The organism is Pleionea sediminis (assembly GCF_007570825.1).
Lineage (GTDB): Bacteria > Pseudomonadota > Gammaproteobacteria > Enterobacterales > Kangiellaceae > Pleionea > Pleionea sediminis.
Genome location: NZ_SUNB01000004.1, coordinates 181,198 through 204,560, shown reverse-complemented (window position 1 = coordinate 204,560; position 23,363 = coordinate 181,198). Strand labels below are relative to the sequence as shown.

At 38.3% G+C, this 23,363-nt stretch carries 21 protein-coding genes; 7 read left to right on the top strand and 14 right to left on the bottom strand.

Translation table 11 applies throughout. The features are described 5' to 3' along the window. Positions 1 to 244 precede the first annotated feature (244 nt). Positions 245 to 2,050, bottom strand: coding sequence for a response regulator (locus FAX86_RS16275; RefSeq protein WP_164503626.1), 1,806 nt, complete (start codon positions 2,048 to 2,050; stop codon positions 245 to 247). 434 nt (positions 2,051 to 2,484) lie between these two features. Between FAX86_RS16275 and FAX86_RS16270 the strand changes: the two genes are divergently transcribed. Further along, complete coding sequence (locus FAX86_RS16270) at positions 2,485 to 2,919, top strand: hypothetical protein (RefSeq protein ID WP_144394526.1); 435 nt, start codon at positions 2,485 to 2,487, stop codon at positions 2,917 to 2,919. A 54-nt stretch (positions 2,920 to 2,973) separates the two neighbouring features. Here the strand turns inward: FAX86_RS16270 and FAX86_RS16265 are convergent, their stop codons facing one another. Further along, positions 2,974 to 4,086, bottom strand: a complete 1,113-nt coding sequence (locus FAX86_RS16265; RefSeq protein WP_144394525.1) for a type 1 periplasmic-binding domain-containing protein — start codon at positions 4,084 to 4,086, stop codon at positions 2,974 to 2,976. 12 nt (positions 4,087 to 4,098) lie between these two features. Further along, positions 4,099 to 6,228, bottom strand: coding sequence for a TonB-dependent receptor plug domain-containing protein (locus FAX86_RS16260; protein ID WP_246128636.1), 2,130 nt, complete (start codon positions 6,226 to 6,228; stop codon positions 4,099 to 4,101). Positions 6,229 to 6,447: 219 nt separating this feature from the next. Between FAX86_RS16260 and FAX86_RS16255 the strand changes: the two genes are divergently transcribed. Together FAX86_RS16255 and FAX86_RS16250 are read left to right on the top strand one after the other, a co-directional pair. After that, positions 6,448 to 6,957: a paraquat-inducible protein A gene (locus FAX86_RS16255; protein WP_144394523.1), complete on the top strand. Its 510-nt coding sequence runs from the start codon at positions 6,448 to 6,450 to the stop codon at positions 6,955 to 6,957. Between the two features lie 187 nt (positions 6,958 to 7,144). After that, positions 7,145 to 8,329, top strand: coding sequence for a Vps62-related protein (locus tag FAX86_RS16250; protein WP_144394522.1), 1,185 nt, complete (start codon positions 7,145 to 7,147; stop codon positions 8,327 to 8,329). Between the two features lie 258 nt (positions 8,330 to 8,587). Here FAX86_RS16250 and FAX86_RS16245 read toward each other — a convergent pair whose 3' ends face one another. From FAX86_RS16245 to FAX86_RS22250, 3 genes are all read right to left on the bottom strand, one after another. Then, positions 8,588 to 10,684: a mechanosensitive ion channel domain-containing protein gene (locus tag FAX86_RS16245; protein ID WP_144394521.1), complete on the bottom strand. Its 2,097-nt coding sequence runs from the start codon at positions 10,682 to 10,684 to the stop codon at positions 8,588 to 8,590. A gap of 232 nt (positions 10,685 to 10,916) precedes the next feature. Next, on the bottom strand, positions 10,917 to 11,720 hold the full coding sequence (locus FAX86_RS16240) for a TonB-dependent receptor domain-containing protein (RefSeq protein WP_164503625.1): 804 nt from the start codon (positions 11,718 to 11,720) through the stop codon (positions 10,917 to 10,919). Between the two features lie 238 nt (positions 11,721 to 11,958). Next, positions 11,959 to 12,099 carry a hypothetical protein gene (locus tag FAX86_RS22250; protein WP_164503624.1) on the bottom strand — a complete coding sequence of 47 codons (141 nt, stop codon included), beginning with the start codon at positions 12,097 to 12,099 and terminating at the stop codon, positions 11,959 to 11,961. Between the two features lie 451 nt (positions 12,100 to 12,550). Here FAX86_RS22250 and FAX86_RS16235 point away from each other — a divergent pair, with 451 nt between their 5' ends. From FAX86_RS16235 to FAX86_RS16225, 3 genes are all read left to right on the top strand, one after another. Then, positions 12,551 to 13,165, top strand: a complete 615-nt coding sequence (locus FAX86_RS16235) for a putative metal-binding motif-containing protein (protein ID WP_246128632.1) — start codon at positions 12,551 to 12,553, stop codon at positions 13,163 to 13,165. A 12-nt stretch (positions 13,166 to 13,177) separates the two neighbouring features. Beyond that, positions 13,178 to 13,654: a MopE-related protein gene (locus tag FAX86_RS16230; protein ID WP_144394519.1), complete on the top strand. Its 477-nt coding sequence runs from the start codon at positions 13,178 to 13,180 to the stop codon at positions 13,652 to 13,654. A 92-nt stretch (positions 13,655 to 13,746) separates the two neighbouring features. Continuing rightward, a complete protein-coding gene (locus FAX86_RS16225) occupies positions 13,747 to 14,790 on the top strand; it encodes a DUF3558 domain-containing protein (protein ID WP_144394518.1) in 1,044 nt (347 codons plus the stop codon). Between the two features lie 197 nt (positions 14,791 to 14,987). Here the strand turns inward: FAX86_RS16225 and FAX86_RS16220 are convergent, their stop codons facing one another. The 3 genes from FAX86_RS16220 to FAX86_RS16210 form a co-directional block, all read right to left on the bottom strand. After that, entirely contained in the window at positions 14,988 to 15,821 is an 834-nt protein-coding gene (locus FAX86_RS16220) for an alpha/beta hydrolase (protein WP_144394517.1), read from the bottom strand. Between the two features lie 129 nt (positions 15,822 to 15,950). Beyond that, positions 15,951 to 16,274 (bottom strand): hypothetical protein, encoded by a 324-nt coding sequence (locus tag FAX86_RS16215; protein ID WP_144394516.1) that lies wholly within the window; start codon positions 16,272 to 16,274, stop codon positions 15,951 to 15,953. Positions 16,275 to 16,297: 23 nt separating this feature from the next. Continuing rightward, positions 16,298 to 16,648: a DUF6176 family protein gene (locus tag FAX86_RS16210; RefSeq protein WP_144394515.1), complete on the bottom strand. Its 351-nt coding sequence runs from the start codon at positions 16,646 to 16,648 to the stop codon at positions 16,298 to 16,300. 138 nt (positions 16,649 to 16,786) lie between these two features. Between FAX86_RS16210 and FAX86_RS16205 the strand changes: the two genes are divergently transcribed. Continuing rightward, positions 16,787 to 17,383 (top strand): DUF4291 domain-containing protein, encoded by a 597-nt coding sequence (locus FAX86_RS16205; RefSeq protein WP_144394514.1) that lies wholly within the window; start codon positions 16,787 to 16,789, stop codon positions 17,381 to 17,383. A gap of 91 nt (positions 17,384 to 17,474) precedes the next feature. Here the strand turns inward: FAX86_RS16205 and FAX86_RS16200 are convergent, their stop codons facing one another. From FAX86_RS16200 to FAX86_RS16180, 5 genes are all read right to left on the bottom strand, one after another. Continuing rightward, complete coding sequence (locus FAX86_RS16200; protein WP_144394513.1) at positions 17,475 to 19,634, bottom strand: alpha/beta hydrolase family protein; 2,160 nt, start codon at positions 19,632 to 19,634, stop codon at positions 17,475 to 17,477. Beyond that, positions 19,631 to 20,119, bottom strand: coding sequence for a hypothetical protein (locus tag FAX86_RS16195; RefSeq protein WP_205859232.1), 489 nt, complete (start codon positions 20,117 to 20,119; stop codon positions 19,631 to 19,633). The genes FAX86_RS16200 and FAX86_RS16195 overlap by 4 nt, the downstream gene beginning before the upstream one ends. Positions 20,120 to 20,308: 189 nt before the next feature. Continuing rightward, entirely contained in the window at positions 20,309 to 21,961 is a 1,653-nt protein-coding gene (locus tag FAX86_RS16190; RefSeq protein WP_144394511.1) for an esterase/lipase family protein, read from the bottom strand. Positions 21,962 to 22,087: 126 nt separating this feature from the next. Then, the gene (locus tag FAX86_RS16185) at positions 22,088 to 22,714 is read right to left on the bottom strand and encodes a hypothetical protein (RefSeq protein WP_144394510.1); all 627 of its coding nucleotides are present in this window, start codon (positions 22,712 to 22,714) and stop codon (positions 22,088 to 22,090) included. Between the two features lie 206 nt (positions 22,715 to 22,920). After that, complete coding sequence (locus tag FAX86_RS16180; protein ID WP_144394509.1) at positions 22,921 to 23,352, bottom strand: hypothetical protein; 432 nt, start codon at positions 23,350 to 23,352, stop codon at positions 22,921 to 22,923. Positions 23,353 to 23,363: the final 11 nt, after the last annotated feature.

Below are 23,363 nucleotides of genomic sequence, written 5' to 3'. Positions count from 1 at the left end.
CTGATTAAAATTGAGACATGGTCGTTGAGATTCGTTTTGATTTGTGAATCGATTCACGATGCCGATTAACTTAATTAGGTATCGAGAAAATCTCTGAAGAGCTATATTTAATTTACACGACGACTTAAGGAAAAAAATAAGGACGTTTAGGTTGCTCTTCAGCAACGGATAACTATTTTATTACACATTAGATTAGGACTGAGTTAATTAACTCGATTCATTGATTTATCGGAAGCTTGATGCCTCAAACGGCAACCTTGAGATAGGTATGCACCACGCTTTGTACGATATCTTTATCGATTGGCTTACTAATAAAATAATCAACACCTGCTCTAAAAGCATCGTCTTTATCCGGTTGTGTAGAATTAGCACTAACCGCAATAATTGGATTGGTTATTTTCAGTTCATTACGCAAAGCTTTGGTGGCTGAATAACCGTCAACTTTTGGCATTTTGAGATCCATGAATACAATGTCAAAGTTTATGCTCCTGCAAGCTTCAATCGCAAGTTGGCCATCAGCAGCGGTGGCAACATGAAAATCAAGATCCTCTAACATAGTTTTTAATATCATGGTGTTAACGGCATTATCATCAACGACTAAGGCTTTTAGAGGATGGGCTGATTGATCGATCGCATTATCTAATCTTTCCTCAGAGTTTTCCCCTTCGGCTGTTTCATTTGAACAGACTCTGGAAAATGAAATTTGAACAACAACTTCTGTTCCACTATTGGGAACTGAGCTTACATTGATTGTACCTTCCATTTTATCGACTAACTGTTGAGTCAGATACAAACCAATGCCCAAGCCATCTTCATTATGAACCAAATGTTTATCGGAGCGATAAAAACGCTCAAAAACTCTTGGTTGCTCATCTGATTCAATCCCCACACCGGTATCCTTTACTACGCAGCTCAATTCTAAACATTCTTCGGTTACCTCTGCTTCAAATGACAATCGCACTTTACCTTGCTGAGTAAATTTAAAAGCATTGTCTAAAATGCTAAATAGAATTTCCTGAACTCGATAATAATCCAGTTCAACTTGATAGTGAGAAATGTCAGAAAATCCCTCAACTTCGTATCCAATGGATTTACTGTTAGAGACTTGTATAAAATAGTTGATAACAGGCAACAACACTTTCTTTAATGATTGAGGCTCGATATTCAGCTTCAAGTTATCATTATCAATTTCCTGAATATCAAAAAACTGAGACAACAAAACGTTCATTCGTTCTGTCGCACTAAACGCATAGTCGATCATTATTTTGGATTCGCCATTGAATTGGTCTTTTAATTGTTTAAAACATGCGCTGATGATATTAACGGGAGTACGTAATTCATGGCTTAAGTTAGATACGAGCACTTGTTTTTCGCGTAATATTTTCTCGGCCTTTCTTCGTTCTTCTTTAGCAATTTCGATTTGCTTTTTAACTTTTTTGTAGGACTTTTTGATGGATTTTTCCATTGGACGAAAGATCAATAGACCTTGTGCCGATAAGATCAATAATGTTGCCAGCCAAACCAACCATAAGACAAACGATAAAGTCTCAAGTTTTTGCGAGGCTTCAAGTTCCATTTGAGCAACAATGGCATCGAGATCTTTGAGCAGGCTCTCGGTTCGAGTCGGTGTGAAAATCTCATTGGAATTTCCTTGAAAATTTGATTGGCTTATTAATCTAGCGTCTTTTACGTACGACTTTACTCTTTGATCCAGAGAGGGTGTTCCAGAAAAATACTGGTTTGATAACTTATCCGACAATGCTCCAAACTGTGAATTTGTCCCAGTAAGTTCAGAGTGGTTTTTTTCAAAGGTATTGATAGCTGATGTTAATATGCCGAGGCCTTTATCAGTGTTCGATGTCGAGCTGTGCAAAGCTATCTTTTGAGATAACATTCTTTGTTTACCAGCAATATTAATTCGGTAAGCATCACTATCGCTCAGTGACAAGATGTATAACGTAACCAGCAATGAAGCTGTTGAAGCAGCAGCTAAAATTAACAGTGCACTGAGATAAAAACGTTTTAACCGAATCTGCGTATCTGACGCCATATCTTCCCTAGCTTCCATGAGATGAAAAATAACAACCACTTTCGGTGACTGATCTGAGAGTCAGTATAGTACATACTTATTATTTCGTAGCTGGGTCTCAATTTTACTTAAGCTAATCTATGGTAGGGATTAACTTTAGAAAAGTGCTGTAAGCTAATGATATTATTGCAAATATTGCTACTTAAAGTGATTTCTCAAGTTATTTTTTATTCTAAGTCCTAAACTCTAGATGTGAACGAGAGTTAAACAATGACGGCTTGAACTTTGAGAAGTAATCGGAAGTAAATTAACTGTGATTTATCAATAATACTCCCAGCATAAAACGGTAAAAAATGAATTCAATTATTAGTGTGATAGCGATGAGCTCTGCGCATGAATGAATCTTCAATGTATAAGCTTAAAACTCTGAAAATTTATTAAATAGGATAGTCTCAATGAAACGAATCACTCTGATTGCATTACTTTCTATGATTGCTTTAACTTCGCAAGTGTCTGCCAAATCATCTCGAGCTGGCGTTGATTTGGGAATTGCTTACGATTTGGATTTAGGCGCGACACTTCAGTTCAGTCAATACACGATGTTTATTAACGGTGATGCATTTGCTTTCGATGTTCGTTTAGAAAACTTTTATAACAGCCGAAAATCACTTCTGTTATATATTGATTTTGGTGCTTTTTATGAGGACCGAGCACTGCGCAACAAGACCGTTGATGATCGAGTTGGTGTTCGATTACCGGTTGGATTGAGTTTTAGTCTCGATCGAAATTTAGAGGCGTTTATTCAAGCGGTTCCGAACTACGACTTTAATGACGATAATGAAGATAATTTTGACATCGATGGCGCCATTGGGATCCGCTATCGATTTTAAAGCCAATTTAGTTAATTAAAATTATGCGTGGGCCTATTGAGCTTTCGCAAAGAGCTATGGACAAGCATCGTAATACAGCGTTGGTCCAGTTTTGTACCAAGGATAGCCGTCAGGAGAAACTGTCCAACGTTCATCTGTTGAACCATCAGGTGCGACACCTTCAGGGGGTAAATCGCCATGTAAAATATAATAGTGGAGATAGTCCAGCGCCATTTTACCTTGAAAATCTTGCCCCTGACTCGAAGCGTAAGCAACTTCACCCTCAAGCAAGGCGGTACAAATCGAACTACTGGTATTAAAGGTACCGATGGTTGCTTTATCACGGGTGACTTGGGGAATGGTTGCAGTGTTGTACGCATCGATAGTCACCGGACCATTCGCCATGATAAATAAACGATGGTAATTGGCAATTGCCGACTGATTAAAAAAAGTTTCTATCGCCTCGACACTGGAACCAGGAACCGATTCATCCCAGGATATCGTATAAAAGTCATTTTGTGAGTGGCCATAATCATTAATGAATAAATTCTGTGCTGCGTTACATCGACTGATAACTCCCCCACTTTGTTGATGAATTATACAAACAACTGCGATCTGTTCGCTTTCTACGATAGAATCGTAAATCGACTCCGGTGAGATGCCGTTACACAGGCCATTAATGAGTCTTTCTCCTTCACTGGCGCAGATGATAGCATTGCTTCCATCAATACCGACTATTGAATCATTTTGACCGGAGTAAAATAAAAACTCGGCTTTGCCGGGACCGAAAAATTCAGGATCAGGATAAACATTAATGGCCGCGACAGGAATTGAGGCTGAGTTGGCGGCTTGCACAACTTCGGGCATTCCGTCTCCCCAAATGGTCGCTAGAATTCCTGGTGGGTCGGCCAATATTGCTTGTTCCATTTGAGCATTCAATAACTCACCAGACGACTCGATAATTGGATGCAAAGGGATTACATCAACATTTAATTCGTCGGCTTTCTCTTGCGTACCCTCAAAAACATCGCCCCAAAATCCGACGTCGGTTGTCGGGCCATGAGTCACCATAAAGTAAACGTATTGACGTTCATTTTCTTCAAATCGAATGTCATCACTTACTGAACAACTAAAAATCAGCAATAACAAAAACGTCATGCGAATTATGTGTGAGGCTTGTTGAATCATGTTGCCGTAACCTCAAAAGCTCTGTTGATACGTCAGCGTCAATGTTCGACCTTTACCAGGAACATCAATACCACTGAAACCAGGTTCGATAAACTCTTTATCGAAAATATTATCGATTTTAAATTTTATCCAGCTTGTACGCGCTTTAAACCAGGGTAATTCCCACGAGAGACCAACGTTACTCACGGTGTAAGCAGGCAATACATATTCGGTTTGATTACCCAATGGCAAAAAAGGCAGATTCGAATTATCTGCAATGCGATCTCCGATTCGTTCCAAACTTAAAAATCCAGAAAGTGGAATTGCCGACCACTGATAATAAATTCCAGCGCTCATCAGGTATTCGGCAAATAATCGAGGTTCATTGGAAATATCAATTCCAAACGATTGACCCGAGGAAACTTTCGTATCATGCCAAGTGTATTGAAAATAACCTTTAAGCTGTGGCTCAAGAAATGAAAACTTTAAAGCGAGTTCGAATCCTCGAGTACTGATTTGTGCTCTATTCGAAGCGACAGGATTTGACGCAATGATGTCGTATTCAGCAAAGTTTTCAATTTTGGTGTTGAACAGCGTTGCTTCCGTTTGCATACTTTGATCGAATTGGTGACTGATACTTAACTCATTAGTAACAGCGCGCTGTGGTTTGAGTTGGCTGTTATCTGCCGGCCCTAATAATCGAGGATGCTCACCACCAAACATCAACATAATGGATGGAGCTTGAAACGATCGGCCGCGCAATAGCTTAAGCACTGTTGAGTTTGAATAATCGTGAACCAAGCCGACACGATAGCTAACTTGCTCATCGTAAATACTGTAATCATCGACCCGCACTCCAGCAACAAAGGATGAATTTTCTTCGAACGAATAATCCAATTGTGTAAACAGACCTAAATTATCGACTTCGATATTTCGACCTGCATTGCGTTCTTCACGATCCCCACCGGAGTCAATGAGAATGAGTGTTGGAAGCTCTTCATCATCGAATGCGTAGTCAACACCAAGCAGCCAATTGAATCGAGCAATACCGGAATATACAAAGGTCAATGAAGACGTTGTGTAATCAAAACTATAATCACGATAAGCGTAGTTAATTCCGATTCTAAATGGATCATAGTTTCGGGTTTCGTTTCCGGACTGGCCAGAGTTTAATGCTAGGCTGGATTTTATTTGCCACTGCTCATTGAGTTCATAACTGTGTCTTAAACGCACCATCCGATTGTCTTGGGCGATAATTCCAGGAAATAACGGTTCCGAATCAGGGTGAAATTGCGCACTTTTACGGAATGACTGATAACTGGTATCCAGCTTAAACAGTCCAACGGCTGTTTCAAAATCCGTATTAGCATATAACGACACATCCTTGTTTTCTTGTATCTGCGAATGGGTATTATCGCCCGCTGCAAAAATATCAAAGCGTGGCGAGGTTTGTGGTAAGTTTCGCTTGGGGTGATCAAATCCACTAATGGCAAGTGCTGCAGCAAATCCACCGTTGTCGAATACGTCACCGAAAGAAAATTGAGAACGATATCCGAGCTGACTGTCTTCATAGACGGCCGAGTGCTTCATTTGAAAAGCGCGTTCTTGACGCTCGAAATGGCGCCAAGTTTTAGGGACAACATTGATGGTACCCAAAAACGCATTTGCACCGTAAATCACTGATAAAGGCCCTCTAATCGCTTCCACACGATTAATCATAATATCCGGTATAAATTCAGGCCCTAATTGGCTGCTAGCTGTGGTGCGAAATGCCATATCTTGCTCGTCAATCATCGCTTTAATGCCCAGGCTGTTGCCGGCGAGTCCGGGACTAACACCGCGTACACCAACATTATAAAAGCCAAGATGATCAAGCGAATCAAAACCTGGCTGAGAGCCTAGTAACTCAGCCACCGACGAAAACTGGTAATTCTCAATGTCCTCTGAGGTAACAATTGAAATGACTGCGGGTGCATCTTTGACCTTGACCTGAGTTTTGGTGACACTGGTGACCTTAATCGTAAGTAATTGGTCCAGCGTCATATTCATCAGGCTGTCATCATCGACGGTGGAATTACCGGAGTCCTCTGCCGATAGGTCGAGGAAAGCACACAATAACAGTGAGCAAACGAGATGTTTTGCTGTCCACTCGCCTGGCTTCATTGTTAACACAAATTCTCCATCTGCCCGCAATCTCTTTGAATTCTTGGATATTTTGGTAAATTAAGTTTAGTCATAGGATTGAGATTATGCGAATATTTAGGTTGAAGCCAATAAGGCACTAATAAGTACTTTAGACGTTACTATTTGTCTAATCATTCGATTCGCAAATGACCGAAATTTTCTTCATTGATACGATTACTTATTGTTCAGGAACTTTTGATGAACCGACAGAAAGTTTTACCCACCACCTACCTCAAAGTGTTACTCATTTTTTCATTGATGTCTTATCTTCTGGGGATTAGCTTGCCATTATTTACGCTTCAGAAACTACTGGTCTTCAAAGATAGTTTTTCAATTCTTGGCGGCATTTGGGTTTTAACTTCACAAAAGGAATTTTTTTTAGCGGCAATACTGTTTGCCTTTAGTCTTGTTATGCCGTTACTGAAATTTTGGTATTCGCTCCGGGCGATGTCGTGCGAACTTGGTTCTGATGAACATCGGGTATTTGCTAATAGATTACTTTACATCGGAAAATGGTCAATGGCTGATGTGTTTGTGATATCCATCATAGCGTCAACCATAAAATTTACCGGGTTGGCTACGGTGAAAGTGCACATTGGGATTGTATTTTTTGCCCTCTCTGTTATTACCTCTATGTTTTTAACCAGTCGATTGTTAAAACCCTATGAACTTACGGTTAAAAAATCATTAAATAAAAATGAGCGATAACACGCATTAGAGATTATCTCGAGATAATAGCGGTTTTATCTCTTCTTCATCATAGACACTTGCGAAACATAAACTAGTTTTAATCTTCACCTTGACTTTCTCTAGTACCTCTAATGTTGCTAACGAGATAGCTCAAAGGGAGTTTTATTAATCGTAATACATTATTAACGATTCATTGGAGATAATTATGATAACGCAAAAGCAATTTGGTGATTTAATTTTAACATTTACGGATAGTTTCGATTTACGCTGGAACGACAAAGGAAGTGGTGCTGATCGTGATGGTGCATATTGGCATCCTAACCCACCGAAAGGTTTTCATGCACTGGGTAGTGTGGGTGTCAAAGGTTACAGTAATATCAATGGCGTTGAAGCCGCTATGTGTGTTAAAGCGGTTGATGGTACCGATGCACTTAAGCCACCAAAAAGCTATGAATTAATTTGGGCTGACCATGGTTCTGGTGCTGATCGTGATGGTTCATGCTGGAGACCGATTGCTCCAGAAGGTTACGTTGCATTAGGTGATGTGTTTGTTAATGGTTACGATAATCCTTCCCAGAATGATATTATGTGTGTCAGAAAAGATTTAACCTCACGTGGTGTGATAGGCGCTGAGATCTGGGCCGACCATGGTTCTGGTGCTGATCACGATATTGATACATTTGAAATTTTAACAAATCCTAAAAAAATCGATGCCGAATGTGGTGAGTTTGCCGTTAATACATTCGTTGCTAATAACGCTTATCGTGAACCAACCGATGCGCCAGAAATTAATACACTCTATCTTCCGTTCCCTGTTGTACAGCAAGCGGATCCGCAAGCTCCAACGTTAACCAGCAACAATATACCACCAGCTTATTCTGGTAAAACGATTGATCGTATAGTAACCGTTCCGTTTACTGCGGTAAAAGACGATGCCTTTTCTACTTCTTGGAAAGTACACAACTCACCTTTCTATCAGGTAGAGCGTCAAATTGCTTATCGTCGTGAATTGTTTAATCACAATCAAACATCAATTAATCAAACGGTCAGTAAAACAGTCACTACTGGTGTATCACAAACTCAAACGGAATCTTTTTCGCACACAACGGGAATTTCAGTAACTGCAGAAAGTGGTGTTAGTTTTCTGGGTACTGGTGGAAAAGTTTCTGCGACCGTGAGCGTTGAGTTAGGTTGGGAAAGCACCACCAGTGTTGAGGAGTTTCGTCAAGACAGTATTTTAAAACAATTAGTCACTCCGCCAGAAAAATCCGGCGCTTTGTGGGCTATTTCTTACAAATTAATGTTGTTACGTGAAGATAATACACACGTCGGTGATCAGTTGGTTTTTGACGTAAACTCGTTCGTTGAAGATGAATTTCCAAATTCGTAATTTCAATTTATAAATGAGTTTTATACATCGTTCGATGTGAGTGAAATACTGCGAATAGATTGTTGTAGCATGTTCGCAGTATCCACTTGAATGATTGATGCAGATGAAATATTTGTATCATAATATTAGACCTTATTGCTTCACACTGAGCCATCAACTCAGGCTTCTTAGCTCAGAGAGTGTTGATTCTTCTACAAGTTAGACTTAATAAATATTTTTTGTCGGTGTGTATTTTTTATTAAGTTAAGAAACTCTCGTTTAACGGTCTTTTTCTTTATAGTGTTTATTATCATTGAGTGTTATTGTTTGTTTTGGCACGGGAATTTCAATACCTGCTTCACGTAGAGCAGAGTCGACTTCCCAAAGATACTGGCATTCGATGCCATCATTATCGTGCAGTTTATTAGCGTTAACCCAAACGATGAGCTCAAACTCCAAACTGAACTCCCCAATGCGTTTGAGCCAAAGCTCAGGAGTATGCTGTTTGTTCTTTTGCGTATAACTAATATTCATTGCTGTTTTAATTACAATCTCTTTTACGTATTCTTTATCACTATCCAATGATGTTCTAAATGGAATATGAATTCTCCGTAATGGATCGGAAAAAGTGTAATTAATGACTTTGAAATTAACAAATTCAGAATTGGGCACTAGCAAATCAATATTGTCACGTGTTTTTAACTGGGTGGATCGTACGTTAATGGCTTTAATCCGACCGCGCACACCTGACTCTAACTCAACCAAGTCCCCTACCCTTAATGGCCTTTCAAAGAGTAAGATTAAACCTGACACAAAGTTATTAAAAATTGCTTGTAGGCCAAAACCAATACCGACAGATAATGCACCGGCAACAAGAGCAATCTTAGATGAGTCGATACCAAGAATGGATAGTGCAATTAGAATAGCCGTCGCAATAATTACGTAATGTAGTACACGAGCGACATTAAATAATGTGGATTCACTAATCGCACGCTTGCGACCAATTCTTCTTAATAATCGCTTGAGCAACGACGAAATAATGATCGCAAACATGAGCACAATGATTGCGCTAATTAAATCGGATAATGTAACGGGGTAATCGTTAATCGTGAATATTGTGAAATTTAAAAAGCTTTCCCAACGACTTTTCGCTTTAGTACTCCAAAGCTTCCATCCGAGATCAACTTCAGAGGTCCACCCCTTTTTTAGTGAGAGAAACTGACGATACGCCAGTATGAAAAATTCAACTTCATCGAGTTGCGCTTTGAATTGATTTGTTAATTTTTGATTGGATTCCAAATATTGCCAAACGGAACGCTGTGTTTTTTCAAACACCATTTCATTGGCTGCTTCACCACTGGCAATAACTTGCTCTCGATAGGCGGAAAACTGTGAGGTTAATAATTCATAATCACCTTTTAATGTTTTTACGTCTTCATGCCAAAAAATATTTTGCGGGACTTCTTTTTCTTGTAAAAGTTTGCTAATGGTTAGTAAAACATCAATGCTAAGCTGTTCGGCTTCAATAATTGCTTTTTTAAGCTTTTCTTCATGATAGGACAGCTGATAAACGACTTCTTTCTCACCATTGAGTGATGACCAGGTTTGTCTCTGCAATACGCCCATAATCTGTTTGATGCGACTTAGTTGCTGTTGGAGTTTGACCTTTTTAACATTTTGCTGCTTCTCGAATACAGCCGTGCTTGAAAGAAGTTCAATATTGTTTTCTAGTCGTGACATGGTCGCCTTTAATGCCACTTTGGTATCACCCAGTTGCTTTTGAGCAATGTTTTGCTTTTGTTGTAAATAAATTAAGTTAAGTTGAGACGCATACGCCGATAGAATATTGTTAACCGACTTATCAGAAAAAGCTTTAAGTTGCCGGTGTTGAACAACGAGCGCATTTAGTTCTTCTTTCAAGGCTTCTATTGCTTCGACGCGTTGTTTAATTTCTGCTTCCAGTCGTTTGGCGCTATCACTCAATCGTTTCGAGCTTTTATAAAATTCTAGCCATTCACTTAAGGTAAATTCATTATATTCATCTACTTTAATTGCGCTTTTTTCAAATTCCAGTAATTTGTGCAGTGATTGAATAAGATTGAGTGTAGAGTTGATTTTTTCGAGAGTTTGATTTGTTTTAGGTATCTTTTGAATGGCTTCTTGGTATCCGACCTCAATCTTTTCGAGCCACTCTGTTTTTTGTTGCTTGGTTAAATCACGCCAACCCGTCCACCAGTGATTGTCAAAGGTAACAAAGTCGAGTGCTACAGGTTGTGGCATTTCTTTTTCTGCTAACAAAGGACTGGTAACTAGCGCTATTTGCAGCAAGAAGAAAAAATAAAACGATCGTTTTAAATGTCTGACTATGTCGTTCATTAATGTATTTTCTAAAGTAATCAATTACATAAGTTATTCCAGTAAGTATAGCCATTATATCGCCAGATCTGAGTATTTAATTGGGATCAGCTCACATTATGGAATGCGATACTGGTTAATAAGACCGTATTTTTGGAGTAAGCAATCATTTTATTCAGAATTGTTCTCCTAGGTTAAAGTCGACTCACGACTTATTCTGGGCAGGACAAACTTAAAGACCGGTGAAGAATCGCTAGAAATTGAAGCTGACACCAAAATAGGCGGCTCGATCAGAACGCGCCGGCAAAGTATTTATTTGACGACCTGCGATTTCTGGATAATAGATGGTTTCATCCAAAGCGTTATAGACATAGAGCTCCAAGATAACCGGACTGTCCGAAAGTGAAGTTTGGAGACGATTTGAAATATTAAGTGATACGAGATGATGTGAATCTGCCGGTGGATTTACCACATCAACAGAAGGATTGCGAATGGATGTTTCAGGAGCACTTCCTATATAGGTATCGAAAACACCTAAACGCCAATTTCCCTTGAGCGACTTATAAACGACGCCTAGTTTAGCCATCGATTCTGGAACGAGTGTAAATGATTCAATACCATCTCCCGACTTATTTTGTTGTTTTGTAAAATTACCTTGTAGCCACCAGGAATCGTTAAATTCATGTTTAAACTCACTTTCTATGCCTTGCAGCGATAACGATCCGGAATTAACAAAATCCAACACATTATCGGGTGCTCGCTCGCGGCCAATTAAGTTGACCATGGTACTGTCGTAAAAAGTGGTTTCAAAGAGGGTTTTAGTGTCCTGGTATCGAAACGTAATTTCATTTGTTCTAACCGTTTCTGGATTGAGATTTGGATTGCCTCTAAGACCACCACGTATACTTCCATCCGGGTTTCTTAATATTAAGTCAAAATTAGTTTCAACACCAAACGCGGCTCGAAAAGCTTCGGTATGTGACAATTTAAGTGACCATTGGTCGGCTTCGGGTTTGTTAAGTTGAACGCCGAGTGCGCTCTGTAAATGTTCTGACAATTGAATGGTCGCTTGGCTGTAAACGCTCGACCATATTGTATTGAACGAAGATACTGGAGCATTTGCTAATCAAGGTGAAGAATCCACATTTAAGTGCCAGGCGGTAATTCCTGTGACTAATTTAATTGATTCACTCACTTCACTTACTAAAGTTGATTCAAAAAAGGTATCTTTAGAATTGGCATTATAATTGAAATGATCGAATGACATGCTACCGTAAGACAAATTAACGGAGAGCTCATTCGTTATCGAGTTTATGAACCACCTTTTCAGCGAGCAGCTTATCAGGTGTGCGTTTAAGAATAATGGATTTGTCAGAGCCGGATGTCGGTAATTTTGATGGGTCTTGTTTTAAGAGTTTTGCCAGCGTGTTAATCACGTCTTCTTCATGATATCCCTGCTATATTTCACCTGAGTAGACGACCAAATAGGTCGTTTCGGTTGTAGAATCCACAAGGCCCCCTTTTGCTAGTTAAAGGTTTTTAATGATTACGAAGTCTCTCGTTAGTTTGTCAAAGGTTGTTAATGACCTTTCGTTGCGTGGTAGAAGTCTTTGTAAAATATAGCAAAAATTAAAAATATTGCTTACCACTTAGCAAATAACTTATAACGAGATTTTGCATCCGGAGAATTTATTGGAATTCTTAAAGACGGCGCTCAGATCGTGGCTGGATTTTGCAAGTTTACTGAAAAAATGTACACTGTCTAACGCACAATCAAGTCTAACGATGAGGCGAATTTCTCGATGGATGAATGTATCGACTAATCCAAAAGAAAAATAAATATTACTTAGGCGTATCAACTAGAAAGCACAAAGGAGACAAGTGACCATGTTGATTAGAAAGTACTTAGTTGTTTTATCACTGATAATAACCAATTTCGGTTTTTTCAACGTACAAGCCGCTGAACCCATAAAGCCTCCCTCTGCCACCATTAATCAAGATCAAATTAAAAATAATGCCACTATCTCCATCGCCGAGAAAAACAAACTCCGTAAACAACTGAACAAACACCGTTTGGACTATCGACGCTATATGGATATTTTAAAAGAGCATCGTGCGAAAGCCAAAGATATGCAGATTATCAGACAGTCCAGTAACGCCCGAGCCAGAACAAACATACGATCGCAAAATGATCAGTGGCGCGGTACCTATGACTGTAATGATATGGACGCCAGCGTTAAGCCGGGTCAAGTTGAAGCCTGTGATGGTATCGATAACAACTGTAATGGTGATATTGATGAAGGTGTAACAGCTGATCTATTTCTTGATGCCGATGGTGATGGTTGGGGTGATCCTAATCAACGAATTAAAGCATGTCATGTAGAATCAGGTTATGCGGCTCGAGGAAATGACTGCGATGATCAAAATATTCAAATATATCCTGGTGCCGCAGATGTCGCTGGTGATGGAATTGACGCTAATTGCGACGGTAATGACGGTTAAAGGAGTTTAAATATGTGGAAATTCAAATTTATTATTCAATCGATTATTCTCGCATCAGCCATTTTGACGGTCTTATCGATAAATGCAAAAAATGAGATCATTTATGAAGGTTGTCGAACGGCTTCCGATTGTAATGATGGCGTTTATTGTAACGGCGAAGAAACTTGTCATGTTACGCGTCAACGCAACAGAAAAGGCGAAATTATTAAAGAGTTTGGTGTATGCCAAGCTGGCGTGAATCCTTGTGAGCGTGGTTGGCAATGTTTAAATCGCGAAGCGTCTTGTAAGCGTCCTTGCGAAGATAAAGATGGCGACGGGCACCATGCGCTTAAGTGTGGTGGTGATGACTGTGATGATCGAGATCCTAATCGTTTTCCAGGAAACCTTGAAATTTGCGACGCTAAAGGCATTGACGAAGATTGCGATGCGACCACTGTGGGTGACGTAGATAATGACGGTGATGGGTTTGTCTCGCAATTGTGTCGATAGCATTCATTAATATAAATGAATATGAATTTAAGTTTTATTAACTGAGTTAAGACAACTTTCAACAGTATTGGAGAATTATAATGATAATGAGGATGATACAACGAAATACCGCTTTGTGGTTTTTTGCTTTGGTGTTTCTTTTTGGGTGTGAAGACGATTCAAGTCAATCGAATACTACAACGCCTGTGCCGAAAGAAAACACGCAAAAACCTCAAACAGTTAAAAATACTGAAATCGAAGCTCCTACGATTGCGTTACAGAAAATTCCGGAAACAATCGATCTCGATCCCTGTCAATTATTAACCGAGTCGGAACTCAATGAAATTGGTCTTCCCACGGATCAATATGTGGCGCAACAAGGTTTCAGTCGGCAATTACCGAACCATAGTCCAATAACTCCTTTTATTGGTTGTAAATGGCGTTCGGTTGATCAGGCGACTCCTTTTGGATTGGTTCAAATTCAACAGGTTAAAGGAGAGTTTACACCGGAAGTCGAAGAAGAGTTCGGCCTCGGAGAAGTCTCATGGAAAGCAACCTATCAGGGGCGAGATCAACTTATTGTGAAGACTGGCGATCGTTTAGTGATGGTGACTACGCAAATTCCCTATAATGATAAATCGACCATGGAGGCCAATGTTTGGATCGCTAAAAAAGTGCTCGGTCGATTAGAAAAGATTGCAGCGAACTCCAATGTTCAGTCCGCAAATGCCAGCTTGGTTGGTGGACCCAATTTAGATGTCTGTGAAGCTAGCATTGCAACTAAACCCTATGAATTGTTTCAAGGTAAATTTGCATGGGCCATTCCCAACATAGAAATTAATCAAGTTCCCTCTGAGAATAAGCGACCTCAAGAAGATAGCGTGAGTTGCATGTTTAACGATGAACGCCGAGGTAAGTTTTATGCCTATTATTTAGGAAAAGATGGATTAAAACGTTGGCAACAACACTTTGAAAAAAATGGCGAGAAAATTTCATTAAATGGACAAGATGCTTTTAAAGACCGAAGAAAGTTATTTATTCCATTGGAACAAGGTGGAATTATGGTCGATGTGCAAAGCATTCGATATTTTAGCGATGAAGAAATTGATAAAAAAATTAGTGATACTGCTATGGCGATACTGTCTAAAATTAAATAATTTGTACTGATTTAGTATCTAATACTTCTATGAAAAAAGCGTCATATATACCTGTATATGACGCTTCATATCTCAATCTCCATTGCTCTTTGAGAATATTTTGTTTTTCCTATGATTTAAGAACTATGACCGTCCAACATCGGGAATGCTTATTGTATGAAACAATTTCCGAGAAACTCGTTACTTCTAAAGGCCCCTTACTCAGTCGGTTTACCAAGTAGTGCTTTAACTCCTCGAGCTAACGTGTGACGCCAATTCAAATGTCCATGCCCTCCTTTATATTCATAATAACTTACCGAGTACCCTTTAAGAGACAATATATCGCGAAGTTGCCGGTTAATACCTACTCGTCCAAGCCCTAAATCATATAGGCCGACATCGAGATAAAATCTTACAGGCAAAGTCTCTTTGTCTTTAATATGCTTTAATAGCACACCTTCAAACTCAGGATAAATTGGCCAGTTTTCATTACTTTCCTTTGTGTAATAAAATGAGCCCGATTGGGATAGAACACCACCAAAAATCGTAGAATAGCGTAATGCGGTATTCGCAGCAGCATATGCAGCTCGACTGGGCCCGGAAATAATGACTTTATCTGAACTGCCAATGTTAAATCGCAGTCTTGCCCAACGAATGACGTCTAATGCTAAAAAATCACCGAATTTATCATCAAGCATATTTTTAGAACGATCGCCTTTATTAGGCACCATTATTACAATAGTGGGCGAAATGCCTTCTTGCTGAATTAAATTATCAATTATTGTTGGCATGGGCGTCCAACCTTGCCATGGACTTCCATATTTAGAGGGGCGCGAAAATTTTTCACCATCAAGTTGAATGATTAAATTGTGTTGTATATCTGGATTATAGTTTGCTGGCTGATAGACGATAAGTTCTCGAGATTCTTTTAAGTAGTCACTTTTTATATCAAATTTGTGCAATTCACCGCTGGGCTGTTTTTGCTGTTTAACCGTCGTATTACTTAACGGAGCGTCAGGACCAATGAAAGCGCCGTCATAAATATGTTCCATAAACGTTTTATTCAGGCCAGACGAGATTGGCACCTTTTTAAATTCGTTAAATCCAAAGTTAAACCACGCGTCTGACGGCACATTTTGAATACAATAGAAATAATTACTATTGCCTATTTCTTTAAAACGTTAGCCAAAAAAATCGGGGCCTCCTGAAAGCATAATAAAGTCGGTATTCGGACTTCCTTTTGAAAAATAAATAATAGTAACTTCATTATCGCTCTGTTGAGAAGAATCAATAATATATGGCTTTTTTAAGTTCTTGTAAAACCTGTCGAGAAAAGATTTGTCTTGAAGATATTTTTGCCACAATTCAAAAAGCGTACTGGATGAATATTCTTGTTTCGCTATTTCTCGCTCATTTTGACTGTCCTCATCACACCAAATATTTATCTGAGTAAAAATACTAACTAGAAAGATCGTCAAATAACTAGGCCTAAGCTTGAGTTGCATGAAAAACATTCCTTTTTAATTTTTTAGTTTATACCAAACTCCATGGCTTGATTGAAACAGGCCAAAACTTCGAGATCTTTATAACCTGATGGGTGCCAACAATCTTTTCTGAATTGATTGTAAAAAGCACGAAACTCGGTTTCTACTAACTGAGAATCATCGAGCATGATATTTGAAAAATCGCTAGATTTCAGAACGATTAATAAATAATCATTCTCCTGATCCGACTCATAGAACACCGAATCCCAGAAATAACCTTTTTGAGCCATCTCGAATTTTGGCTGATCAATGTTTTTCTTAATGTAATTGATTAACTGCTTTACTCTTGTTTTTGAGCGCGGCTTTAACAATATCTTTAATAATTTTGTTTCCATTAGAATAATGCTTCCCTTAGATAATGGATAAAAACTACAGAATATAATGTCTGTTTGAGTTTAGTATACAAGTTTACATATTTTATACCTATAATCAGTGGAATATTAACTCAAAAATTAGCAACAATCATTATTACTATGTCTTTTCCAGAACGACAAATCCGTGCGGTACACGACAAAGACTGTATTCGAGTGTACCAAGCTTATAACAATGCCATAGCAGAGTCTGCTTTGGCACAAGGTACGCATGTTTCTCCGCCATTTAAAATGGAGCGAATGACCTGGATTAAACCATCATTTTTATGGATGATGTATCGTGCAGGCTGGGGTTTTAAGGATAGCGGACAAAGCCGGATTTTAGCTATTGATATTACTCGAGAGGGATTTGAATGGGCATTGGAAAACAGCTTGCTCAGTCATAAAGCTAATGACTTTGACGATAAGGAAGAGTGGTTGGCTCTAAAGCGAAAAACACCAGTTCGTATTCAATGGGATCCAGAACGTGATTTACATTTACAACCGCTGAGTCATCGTTCTATTCAAATTGGGCTCAGTAATGAAGCTGTACCTTTATACGTAAACGAATGGATAACACACATTTCGGATATCACTGAGCAAGCACATAAAATTAGTTTGTTAATTCAGAACAGTCAATTAGAAGAAGCGCAAAAGCTATTACCAATAGAAAAACCTTATCCACTAAACAATGATTTAAAAAAACATTTAGGTTGCTAAATAACTACGTGGATTAAATTCGTTAATAATGTCGTTTGTCTCTGCGCTAAACTTCTCAAAGTACTGTTTGCAACGCTAAAATTCCTTATTTCTACTCATTAAAATCGTAAATGCCCATTTTTCGTAGCTCTTTTCTTGCCTCTAAGCTACCCAGTCGGGCTGCTTTTTTAAAGAAATATTGAGCTTTTTCTTTACTTTTTTCGACGTATAAACCTTGTCGATGCATACCACCTAAAAAGAAATAATCTTCGGCATAGAGTTTCTTCTCATTGTCATTAAGCGTTCTTTTAATGCCAAGTTTGTCATCGAGAAATTCAGTTAACACAATATAGTGATGACGATCGCCAAACCAAAACTCATGACCGTGACTGGTGTTATAAGCATACATTCTCACGTCCTTATTAAAATGATCGAGCATATATTTCATACGTCGTGTGTGCTCAAACGTTGCGATATCATCTCTAATACCGCCAAGTAAGAGCACTGGAACATTTAACCTGTCTGCATTGTATACTGGAGAACGTTTAATCAGACTTTCATAATTATCTTCAATTTTGCCAACCACTTTTTCAATGGCTTTTTGTACGCTTTTTATCTGTTTGATGTTCGTCGCTGAGAAAACTAACGGCAAGTCCGTAACGGGAAATCCGGCAATTGCGCATTGATATTGGTTAGGATTGTGAATGGCTGAAACTAGTGCAGAGTAACCTCCATAGCTTTGACCGTAAATACATAGTTTATCAGGATCTACTAACGCTCTGTTCAGAACTTTATTTAATATGAGTTCGATATCTTCTTCAATACCTTTACCCCACTCTCCTCGTCCAGCATTTTTAAATGCTTTACCGTAACCGGCCGAGCCACGAAAATTGACTTTTAGTACGGCATAGCCACGGTTCACTAAAAATTGAACTCCACGATTAAAGTCGTTTACATCCTGTACGCCCACCGGCCCACCATGAGGCATTACAATTAACGGCGGTTTTTTCGATTTTGACTCTGGTAAATACAAGAAGCCTTCAACCAAATCGTTGTTGGTATTTTTTTCTGAAATATACTGCCCATCAATAAATTGATGCTCATACAATGCTGGCATTGAACTTTGCAACATCTTCATTTCTTTTGTTTGTGAATTAAAGTAAAAGTACTCACCCGGATGGGTCGCATCTCTCGCAAACACAATTTTATGGCGTTTATCTGTCGAACTATCGATAATAAAGATGGAGTTCCGTTTGATTTTTGATTTCAAATATTGGTGACTGGCCTTATTTTTACTGGCAAAGTATTTTCTTTGTCGAATACCTCTTTCAGTAAAGTAAACAGAATCCAGCATATTTTCTTCGAAATTCCATGAAGCACCCTTAATGTCATAATAATCAGATTCATAAAGTACATCTTCGAACTGTTTTGTGTTGATATTAAAAACAACTACCGCTGTTTTATCTCTATCAACATTCGTTAATACCGCAATTCTATCAGAGTCAATACCCGCTAATGGACGATAGACAAGACTTTCGTATTCATCATTATTTGACTTCGAAGATTCGGACTCCTTGCTTATAGAATAAATTTCGAGCCACTCATTCCTTTCTTTATCAAAGTAATGAAAGGTACTTTCATCATCTGAAAGTTCATGAACAAATGATAACTCCTTGTTCTCATCGACAACGAATCGATAAGCATCACCGAATTGTCGACTTAGTCCTTCGTTAACAATTGATCGCGCATAAGCAACTTGCTTAGATCGACTTTTATCCTCAAACTGAGTCAAGTCGAGGTTATAAAGCGAATAACCCTCGCCATCATAATGACTTTTAGCAAAAAGAATTCGATCCGAATGTTTGGGTAATGCGTCGACGATATAGCCAGTTAATTGCAAGTCAAATAAATCAAGATCGATCTCGCCCGTCACATCTTTTAGATTCAAAATACGAAGCGGTCTAAGATCGCCTTTTAAGCGAAAAGACACGTAAAGAGAGTCATCGTCTATCCAATCAAATCCGTTAATGGTATTGCCAAGCTCAGGAATGGCAAAAACTTCCATCGCATTTAAGTCACTGACTCGGAAAACAATTAACGAATTAAAGCCATCTAAATTCATTTGTCCGACTATCAAGTTCCCTTTTGGATTGATTTTAAATGAGTGGTAATTAGCAGAAGAGAAAATATCTTTGCTGGCAATGTATTGTCCTGAATAGCTTGGCAACGCAAAGAATAACGAAACGATAAGAATTAAAATAAACTGTTTCACTTAGCATCTCCTTTTAACTTGGAAATGTAGGGAAAAAAGTAATCTTTATCGGTACCGGCATAAACCAGCTGGTTTTCTTCAAGTATTTTTGGGTGCTTTTCTTCTAAATACTGCAGCGCAGCCGAAGAATTGTTTACCAACCTTGAATAATAGCGATATTTCGCTCGACTGGTTACAACAAAGTCGCCAACATAAGTTATAACACCTGGTTTGATATCGAAAGTCCAATCCACGGTTGATTCGCTGAAATTTAAGTTAATGTAAAAATTTTTGTTGAGATTAATTGTACTGAACTCATAATTACCTGCTGGTAAAGAAACGAGAATGTAAGGATCAGCCTGTTTTAACAATGCTCGATCGATTTTCGTCGTTTTTGGCCCAGCAATAATAACTTCTTGAAAATAGGTATTTGATTTAACACCAATTACGACCAAGCCGTGATCTTTGGGTACAGATTTCATATCTCCGTACGTTAGGTTCTTCATTTGATAACTGCAACCCGTTATCGTAAGTAAAAACAATATTGTGATAGATAATTTATTCATAGAACAACTAAGCGTTTGTTTGAAAAATAGAGAGAATTAAAGTGTCTAGTATAGAACAGAATTCAACTTAATTCTGGTCGCAAGTACTATGAATTAAAGAGCCAGTAATATACCGGCTCTTTTGAGTTTTTAGAAATGAGTCGAATTAGGCCTGTAATAAGCCGTTGTAGATGATGGATAGCTACACATAGTTTCGTTACAAGCGCGCACTTTTACTTCAGTATCCGAACCCACCTGAATTCGAGTGGTTGTAGCGGTCAATGTTTTTACCGGATACGTATAGTTATTAAAAAACATTTGATAATGAGTTGCTCCTGGAACTCGTGACCAACTGATTGTATTGGTACCAGAGATCAACCATTGTGATTCTACATTAGCTACGCTAGGCAAAGGTGCTACTTTATCTTCCCGTGAAGGCATAATAGGTGAATCAATATGATAGGTATTCAGTAAATTAGTGATAGAACTGATACTTTTACCTATAGCATAGCGAATACCTGTTTCATCATGACGAAGGTTTTGGTTGTTAATAAAATGGATTACATCAAAAGGCGAATGTTTTTGCAATGAGTCTGAATAAGGTGTACTTAATGCAATGTGTTTCATATCAAGTGCACTGTACACGGGTATAAAACCCGTGTCCCTACGATCAATTTCGTATCGATCATAATCAATGACAGATGCCTTATCATGAAGACTAATTTGTTCGTCCATGTATCTAACCACATCTCTTGTACTTCCTGCGTTGTTCACGTAATGCCCATTTAAACGGTCACAGGGCAAATAACAGTCACCTGTTTCCACCGTAAATCGATAGTTTTGAAATTGATAGACTTCGATGCGAAAACGCATTAGATCATTTGTTGGATCATCGCTATGACCATTGTCGTAACCACTTTCTGATCCCATGGAATAAGCAACGCGCACCGTATTATTAGGATATCCTAAGGAATCTAGGTACGCATAAAATGGACTTGAATAGCCACTTGTTACCAACATTTCACGTGCCGCGGGAGAATCCACAAGCTTAAGGGAGTTCCGTAACATTCTCTTTGCTTCATTCTTATCTGAAGAAGATGGAACGTATTTAGATATTTTTTCCAACATACGATTCAGTGTTGGCTTTATGTCACTAGGAACATAAGCGCCACGGTGAGGTGAGTCAAAAGAAATATACAGTCCTGTTTGATGATCGACGCCTGCATTTTCCATTTCCTTAAGAGCAATTCGTGATACAACACCACCCATACTTAAGCCAAAAACGGCATTACTATGATTCCCTTCTTTTTGAGCGTTTACCCAGTTAATTAGAGTTTTTAAATGGTTCGCATTAGTGCGCAAACTGTCTCCATTATCATTAAAAGATACGGTTATAACATCACGACCAGAATTACGAAGGTTTTCTTTAAGGTAATATGGCATCTGATTATAAAGTTCAGTGGCCGAAGTTTGATTCATCGGATCGAATCCTTCAACAAGGATAACAGGCTTATCAAGTGCTCCAGAGATATTTTGATGAATGGTCACGCCAGAGTAACTAATAGTTCCGTCATCATTATCTCCTGGTGGTTCGATAGGAGGCTCAATGGGGGGGTCAAAATCACAACCCGGATTTGGAAAAGAGGGAAATGTTGGGTAAGTTGGAAAACTGCGTTTTACTTCAACTTTTACATCATTATTCAACGCTTGCTTCGGAATTTGGCAGTCTATTCCAGCCATAGAAGACTGTGACGCCATAGCAAATACAAAAGGCAGAACGCCTGCAACAAGTTTGCTTCTCATTGTTGATCCTTAAATTAGATAAATAATTGTCCCTGTTAAATATTCTGTATGAAATCCTTCTCATACTAAAAATTAGTATTTTGAATTTATTTGAGGTCAGGTTTTTAGACTAAATTCAAAACAATATTATAAATAATCGATTCGTATTTCTTGAATATCAATTATTGAGGCATTACCTTCATAATCTCGAAGATCATCTTTAATAATTAAATTATTATTGACTTGAGTAAACCGACGATATGCGGGCAGGTAATCGCTCGATTGTACGTCATTTTCATCCCAGTAAAAAATTTGCGCGCTTAATTGTGTGTTCGAAGAAAAATATTCTAATTGCTCACTCCATGCCTTACCAACAATAAAAGTTATCTCGTTATCGGCAACTTCAAACTGAAGTCCCTTTTCAAGGATTTCGTCAATATCATCTTGCAAGTAGACTCGAGTTAAATTTGCCTCAAGCCGATAATCGCCATTGGTTGTGAAAAGAATTGGACGCAAATCGATCGTCAAATCGCCTTTAGATATGACATTATCTTCATTGATATCAAAATAAATTTTTAATTCAGTTTTATTTGAATTTACTGTATCCGTTGTTGCGAATAACTCAGGCATTCCCTCGAGCTTAACCGTGACATAAATGACATCAAAGTCACCTTCCTCGACTATTGGCGGCTCAGAACCATCGGAAGAGTCACTTTTACAGCTAGAAAGGACTAAAATAAGCCCAACTATTGAAAGTAATCTTAGTAATTGCATATTTTTCATACTTTTGATCAAGAGATTTCCGCCAACAATATATAGACTGTGACGAAAATCTCAATAATAAAAAGATGTGAATTATTACCAGAATTCTTCTAAAAATTCAATTGATGAGCTTTAGAACTGAGAAAAAGCCAAATAAGGTCTAAGACACTAGTTATTACACTTTATTTGGCTTAAATGATCCTAGGAAATACTAGCTGTTAATTATTGCGAGAATAATTCCAACGAGAATTACCAATTACCTCATTAAGATTTGACATCTTGTCATTTATTATTTTTCCATTTTTGAAAACAGCTCCCAAAATTTCAACTGAAGATAAGCAGAACATAACGCTATCATTTGTATTTGCTGATAACGTTTCCGCAATCATAAAGCCAATTGGATGAATTATATCCGTTCCAGCTATTCTAGAAGTAATTTCTAATTGAAAACTATAGTCGGAAAACTTCATTCCTTCTTCATCTTTTAGATAGCTTTTCCTCTTACTCAAATAGAATTCAAGGCCAAAAACTCGAGCCTCAGGCTCTTCATCTGAATCAAATGGTATTCCAAATATATTCGCTAACTGATCTTTAACATTATTAATTTTCGATTCACTCGAATTAAAAAAAATAGCAACATCATAGCTCATAAAAATTTATC

Coding starts and splice junctions, on each gene's coding strand:
- FAX86_RS16275 (WP_164503626.1), bottom strand. CDS start 2,050: ATGGCGTCAGATACGCAGATTCGGTTAAAACGTTTTTATCTCAGTGCA.
- FAX86_RS16270 (WP_144394526.1), top strand. CDS start 2,485: ATGAAACGAATCACTCTGATTGCATTACTTTCTATGATTGCTTTAACT.
- FAX86_RS16265 (WP_144394525.1), bottom strand. CDS start 4,086: ATGATTCAACAAGCCTCACACATAATTCGCATGACGTTTTTGTTATTG.
- FAX86_RS16260 (WP_246128636.1), bottom strand. CDS start 6,228: ATGAAGCCAGGCGAGTGGACAGCAAAACATCTCGTTTGCTCACTGTTA.
- FAX86_RS16255 (WP_144394523.1), top strand. CDS start 6,448: ATGAACCGACAGAAAGTTTTACCCACCACCTACCTCAAAGTGTTACTC.
- FAX86_RS16250 (WP_144394522.1), top strand. CDS start 7,145: ATGATAACGCAAAAGCAATTTGGTGATTTAATTTTAACATTTACGGAT.
- FAX86_RS16245 (WP_144394521.1), bottom strand. CDS start 10,684: ATGAACGACATAGTCAGACATTTAAAACGATCGTTTTATTTTTTCTTC.
- FAX86_RS16235 (WP_246128632.1), top strand. CDS start 12,551: ATGTTGATTAGAAAGTACTTAGTTGTTTTATCACTGATAATAACCAAT.
- FAX86_RS16230 (WP_144394519.1), top strand. CDS start 13,178: ATGTGGAAATTCAAATTTATTATTCAATCGATTATTCTCGCATCAGCC.
- FAX86_RS16225 (WP_144394518.1), top strand. CDS start 13,747: ATGATACAACGAAATACCGCTTTGTGGTTTTTTGCTTTGGTGTTTCTT.
- FAX86_RS16220 (WP_144394517.1), bottom strand. CDS start 15,821: ATGGAACATATTTATGACGGCGCTTTCATTGGTCCTGACGCTCCGTTA.
- FAX86_RS16215 (WP_144394516.1), bottom strand. CDS start 16,274: ATGCAACTCAAGCTTAGGCCTAGTTATTTGACGATCTTTCTAGTTAGT.
- FAX86_RS16210 (WP_144394515.1), bottom strand. CDS start 16,648: ATGGAAACAAAATTATTAAAGATATTGTTAAAGCCGCGCTCAAAAACA.
- FAX86_RS16205 (WP_144394514.1), top strand. CDS start 16,787: ATGTCTTTTCCAGAACGACAAATCCGTGCGGTACACGACAAAGACTGT.
- FAX86_RS16195 (WP_205859232.1), bottom strand. CDS start 20,119: ATGAAGAACCTAACGTACGGAGATATGAAATCTGTACCCAAAGATCAC.
- FAX86_RS16190 (WP_144394511.1), bottom strand. CDS start 21,961: ATGAGAAGCAAACTTGTTGCAGGCGTTCTGCCTTTTGTATTTGCTATG.
- FAX86_RS16185 (WP_144394510.1), bottom strand. CDS start 22,714: ATGCAATTACTAAGATTACTTTCAATAGTTGGGCTTATTTTAGTCCTT.
- FAX86_RS16180 (WP_144394509.1), bottom strand. CDS start 23,352: ATGAGCTATGATGTTGCTATTTTTTTTAATTCGAGTGAATCGAAAATT.